Here is a 5,425-nt window from a genome sequence, read left to right as displayed (position 1 = left end):
TATATCTCAGAATTGTAACAAAACAACATAGCCATGGCTGAAGTTAAACCAGCAGAAATATCCGCAATACTCAAAGAACAACTCTCAGGGCTGAAAACCAGCGCTGAACTCGAAGAGGTGGGAACCGTGCTCCAGGTTGGAGACGGTATTGCACGTATCTACGGTCTTACCTCTGTGCAGCAGGGAGAGCTTATTGAGTTCCCTAATGACCTGCGCGGTATTGCGATGAACCTTGAAGAAGACAACGTGGGTGCCGTACTGCTAGGCCACGCCAAAGGACTTCGTGAAGGCGACACCGTAAAACGAACCGGCCGCATCGCCTCTATCAACGTGGGCGAGGGTATTGTAGGTCGTGTAGTAAACACCTTGGGTCATCCCATTGACGGTAAAGGCCCCATCGAAGGTGAAACCTTTGAGATGCCCATCGAGCGCAAAGCTCCAGGGGTAATCTACCGTAAGCCTGTGGATGAGCCTCTGCAAACCGGTATCAAGGCCATTGACGCCATGATTCCCATCGGACGAGGACAGCGTGAGTTGATTATCGGCGACCGCCAGGTGGGTAAATCTACTGTTGCGATTGACACCATCATCAACCAGCGTGAGTTCTTTGAAGCAGGAGAGCCGGTTTACTGTATTTATGTGGCTGTAGGCCAAAAGGGTTCTACCGTAGCGCAAATTGTAAAGGTACTGGAAGAAGCCGGTGCAATGAAATACACCACTGTGGTTGCGGCCAATGCGTCGGACCCTGCCCCTATGCAATTCTACGCTCCGTTTGCTGGTGCAGCCATTGGTGAATACTTCCGCGACACAGGTCGTCCGGCTTTGATAGTCTTTGATGACCTTTCAAAGCAAGCGGTTGCATACCGTGAGGTATCACTGTTGCTGCGTCGTCCTCCCGGACGTGAGGCATACCCCGGCGACGTATTCTACCTTCACAGCCGTCTGCTGGAGCGCGCTGCCAAACTCAACGACTCCGACGAAATCGCAGCTCAGATGAACGACCTGCCCGAGTCACTCAAAGGCAAGGTGAAAGGAGGGGGGTCACTTACCGCACTTCCCATTATTGAAACCCAGGCCGGTGACGTTTCTGCCTACATCCCTACCAACGTGATTTCGATTACCGATGGTCAGATTTTCCTCGAAGCAAACCTCTTTAACTCAGGGGTGCGTCCAGCGATTAACGTAGGTATCTCCGTATCGCGTGTAGGAGGAAGCGCGCAGATCAAGTCCATGAAAAAGGTTGCAGGAACACTAAAGCTCGACCAGGCTCAGTACCGGGAGCTGGAGGCGTTCTCCAAATTTGGTTCAGACCTCGATGCTGCTACCATGGCCGTACTCGACAAAGGTTCCAAGAACGTGGAAATCCTCAAGCAGAAGCAAAACTCACCGATGACTGTAGAGAATCAGATTGCGATTATCTACTGCGGTACCAAGGGGCTTCTCAAAAAAGTTCCTGTGAACAAGGTGAAAGATTTTGAAGAGCGTTTCCTCTCTCTGATGGAATCGAAGCACCGCAACATCCTCAACGATCTCAAAGCCGGTAAACTCACCGATGAGATTACCTCAACCCTCGAGAAAGTTGCTGCCGAAGTGGCCAGCATGTACTAAGCCCCAATTCCAATTCACATGGCTAACCTCAAGGAAATACGCAGTAGAATTACCTCGGTAAACAGCACGATGCAAATTACCGCGGCCATGAAAATGGTGTCGGCGGCAAAACTTAAGCGTGCCCAGGACAAGGTAATCCAGATGCGCCCTTACGCAGGTAAACTGCAAATGATAATGCAAAATGTGAGCAGCGCCATGGATGCCGGTGAAGGGGTATATTCTGCTCAGCGCGAGCTTAAGAATGTACTCTATGTGGTCATCTCTTCGAACCGCGGGCTGTGTGGAGGCTTCAACAACCAGGTTATCAAGCAAACCAACGTGTCGGTAGAAGAACACCGCCAACGAGGTGAACAGGTACATGTGTTGCCCCTTGGAAAAAAGGTTTTTGACAAATTCAAAAAGACGGACCTGCTCCTCACAGAGCCTATCGGAAAATTTCCTTATGAAATCCAAAACGACCTCACTTTTGAGGCGGTAGCAGCCCTCACCGAGCAGTTGATGGAACTTTTCCGCAACGGCACCTACGACAAGATTATGCTGGTGTACAACAGCTTTAAAAACGCTGCCGTACAGGTTTGCATGAATGAGCAGTTTTTGCCGATTGTGCCTCCGGTTCAGGAAGGTGGAGCTGAGATGGGGAACATAGATTACATCTTTGAGCCCAACAAGGAGGAAATCATCACCACACTGATCCCCCAGTCGCTCAAAACACAGATGTTTAAGGCCCTGCTTGACTCTACCGCTGCCGAACACGGTGCGCGTATGACCGCCATGCACAAGGCTACCGACAATGCTTCAGAATTGTCGAAATCACTTAAACTCACCTACAATAAGGCACGTCAGGCGGCCATTACTGCTGAGATCCTGGAGATTGTGGGCGGAGCAGAGGCGCTCAACAACTAAGACGAGCTATTCAAAATTCTGAAAGCCCCGCCTTGATGGCGGGGCTTTCTGTTTCAGGGCCTTGGTAATATCGCTTTTCATAAAAGACCATCCACAGTAATGCGGGTTTCATCAACCCTGTTGATTAATTTGTCTAAAGACGTGCAAGCTGAAGATGCAAAATGAATACATTAGCATCCCTTACTATTGAACAATATTGCACATGAACTACTTCCGTTCAACACTACTGTTTTCTATTGTTTTGCTTTTAACTGCATGCGAAACGCCTACGAACGAAGATTCTAAACGAGCCAAAAAAGGTGTGGGTGGAATGGAGTATGGTGGAGTTTTTTCAGTCAACGAGATTGAAGATTTTAGGAGCTTGTATCCTTTGAATATCACCGACGTAACAGGCCACCGTGTGGGCAACCAGATATTTGAGGGTCTGGTAAAGCTCGATCAGGAATCCCTGGAACCGGTGGCAGGAATTGCTGAATCGTGGAAGGTAGATGACTCGGGTACACGCTACACTTTTACCCTTCGGAAGGGCGTGTTTTTTCACGATGACCCGTGTTTCCCTGAAGGTAAAGGGCGTGAAGTAAAAGCGGATGACGTGAAGTATTGCCTCGATAGACTGTGTCAGGCAGCCTCTGATAACGTAATGTTCTCCTATTTTACAGGACGGGTAAAAGGCGCTGATCATTACTATGAGCAGAGTGTGAAAGGAAAATTACCGGCCGGTGGAGTAGATGGAGTGAAGGTGCTGGATGAATACACGGTGTCCATAGAACTGGAATATCCCTTCGGGAGTTTCCTGCAAATCATGTCGCTCCCGGCCTGCTGGATTTATCCTTCTGAAGCGGTTGAACTTTACGGACAGGAGTTGCGCGCACACGCCGTAGGAACGGGGCCGTTTCGGAAGAAGGTTGTTCGCGAAGGCGAGGTGGTCATCCTGGAACGCAATCCTGACTACTGGGGTCGTGATCAGTACGGAAACGCGCTGCCCTACCTGGATGCAATTCGTTACACCTTTATCAAGGAAAAGAAGACCGAGCTGATGGAGTTTATGAAAGGGAATCTCGACATGCTCTACGACCCGCCTGCTGAAGATGTGGCTTCACTCAAGCAACAGGCACGCATTGACAGCGGTCTCTTCAGCGTTCAATCTGTACCGGCCATGGTTATTCAGTACTATGGCTTTCAGCACGAAAGTGAATTGTTCAGTAATGTTCACGTGCGAAAAGCTTTCAACTACGCCATCGACCGAGAGCAGATTGTGCAATATGCATTGCAGGGCCGGGGTTTTCCGGCGCATCACGGGATCGTTCCCCCTTCTTTCCGCGAATACAACACGGCGAGTATCAAAGGCTATAGCTACAGCCCCGAAAAAGCCAGGCATCACATGGCCATGGCCGGTTACCCCAACGGCGAAGGTTTCCCGGTACTTACATTACAGCTTAATTACGGCGGGTCGGTACACGTACAGGTGGCAGAGGTGATACAGAAAATGCTCGAAGAAAATCTAAATCTCAATATTGAGCTGACCCTTATCCCAAGGGCACAGCACTACGAACGTGTGGAAACAGGCAGGGCGCTCTTTTGGCGGGATGGCTGGAGTGCAGACTACCCCGACCCGGAAAACTTTCTCAATCTCTTTTACGGTGCGCTCGTTCCGGATGACATCAACCAAAAGTCGTACATCAACAGTATTCGATACCGAAGCGATGACTTTGATGACCTCTTTGAGAGTGCCTTGCGCGAAACAGATCAGGAGAAACGCATGAAGCTTTTTCAGCAGGCAGATCAGGTGGCGATGGACGATGCGGCCATTATTCCGCTTTACTATGAAGAAGCAGTGAGGGTGGTGCAAGGAAGGGTGCAGAATTTTCCTATCAACGCTCTGGAATACCGAGACTTCTCCCGCGTGCGATTCAGCCAGCCAGCTACTGCTGCGAGCTAAACCCAAGCTTGTGCGCAATACGGCGCAAGGCGTATAACGGACGCAGCCCAAAGAAGATGACAGGGTTATTGCTGCGCCTCAGCTTGTAATGGTAAAAAAACATCGCCTTTAATCGCCACCTGCGCAACAGCGGTTGGCGCACCGCGTAGCGATCAAAGATGTGCTGCTTGCTAATTATACCCGAAGTTGAGGTATTCTGAAAAGTTTTGGTGTCGTGATGTTGCACAAATGTTCCCAGGGTGCGGTTCACATATTTTACCTCAGCGTGTTGTAAGAGGCGAACCATCATTTCGTAATCCAGTACAAAGTGCTCCTCTTCATCATACATACCTGCCAGCTCGTGCAGATGGCGAGCGTAGTAGTACGATACAGGATTGGGCGGAAACACATCCTGCCGCCATATTTCCAGAATTTGCGGGTATCCGCAGTGTTCGGGTTTTCGCAGAGGCAACATTTTTCCATCACCAACTTCTACCTTGCAGTTACCTACCAGCAGATGCCGGTCAGTGAGATGGGCCAGCTCCTGCATCACATAGGGCAATGCATCGGGCTCCAGCTTGTCGTCCACATTTAAAAAGGATATGAAACGGCCTTTCGCAGCAGCGATGCCCTTGTTCATAGCGTTAGACTGACCGCTATCCGGTTCGGAAACAAACCTGATGTAGCTATGCTCTTCTGCAAAGCGCCTGATTATGTCAACCGTTGAATCTTTGCTGGCACCATCCATCACCAGGTGCTCTATGCCCGGCACCCATTGCTCAACCACCTGCTGCAGACATTGGGCAATAAAACGCTCGCTGTTGAAACAGGGGGTAATCAACGTCAGCAGAGGGCTTTCAGAAGCGGAGGAGCCCTCCGGATTATCGTTTTTAAGAGGCTGCGAGGTTGGCTGCATGGCAGGGAAACAGAGCCCAAAGATAGCCCTTCTCTTTGGCTGTGCTAGCTCCGAATGGCTTCATACAACATGGTGCGGCA

General features: G+C 50.1%; 4 protein-coding genes. 3 read left to right on the top strand and 1 reads right to left on the bottom strand.

Annotated features, from left to right (window positions below; genetic code table 11):
* Positions 1-33 precede the first annotated feature (33 nt).
* The 3 genes from EA392_00270 to EA392_00260 all read left to right on the top strand — a co-directional run bounded on the left by EA392_00270 (position 34) and on the right by EA392_00260 (position 4,450).
* Entirely contained in the window at positions 34-1,608 is a 1,575-nt protein-coding gene (locus EA392_00270) for a F0F1 ATP synthase subunit alpha (protein ID TVR42526.1), read from the top strand.
* 18 nt (positions 1,609-1,626) lie between these two features.
* Positions 1,627-2,511 (top strand): ATP synthase F1 subunit gamma, encoded by an 885-nt coding sequence (gene atpG / locus EA392_00265; protein ID TVR42525.1) that lies wholly within the window; start codon positions 1,627-1,629, stop codon positions 2,509-2,511.
* 202 nt (positions 2,512-2,713) lie between these two features.
* On the top strand, positions 2,714-4,450 hold the full coding sequence (locus EA392_00260; GenBank protein TVR42524.1) for an ABC transporter substrate-binding protein: 1,737 nt from the start codon (positions 2,714-2,716) through the stop codon (positions 4,448-4,450).
* On the opposite strand, the gene EA392_00255 is transcribed toward EA392_00260, so the two are convergent.
* Positions 4,434-5,345: a glycosyltransferase gene (locus tag EA392_00255; protein TVR42523.1), complete on the bottom strand. Its 912-nt coding sequence runs from the start codon at positions 5,343-5,345 to the stop codon at positions 4,434-4,436. The two genes, EA392_00260 and EA392_00255, sit on opposite strands and share 17 nt — an antisense overlap.
* Positions 5,346-5,425 lie beyond the last annotated feature (80 nt).

The organism is Cryomorphaceae bacterium (assembly GCA_007695365.1).
Classification (GTDB): domain Bacteria; phylum Bacteroidota; class Bacteroidia; order Flavobacteriales_D; family SKUL01; genus SKUL01.
The sequence above is the reverse complement of the archived record's forward strand: the minus strand, read 5'-3'. Positions and strand labels throughout refer to the sequence as shown.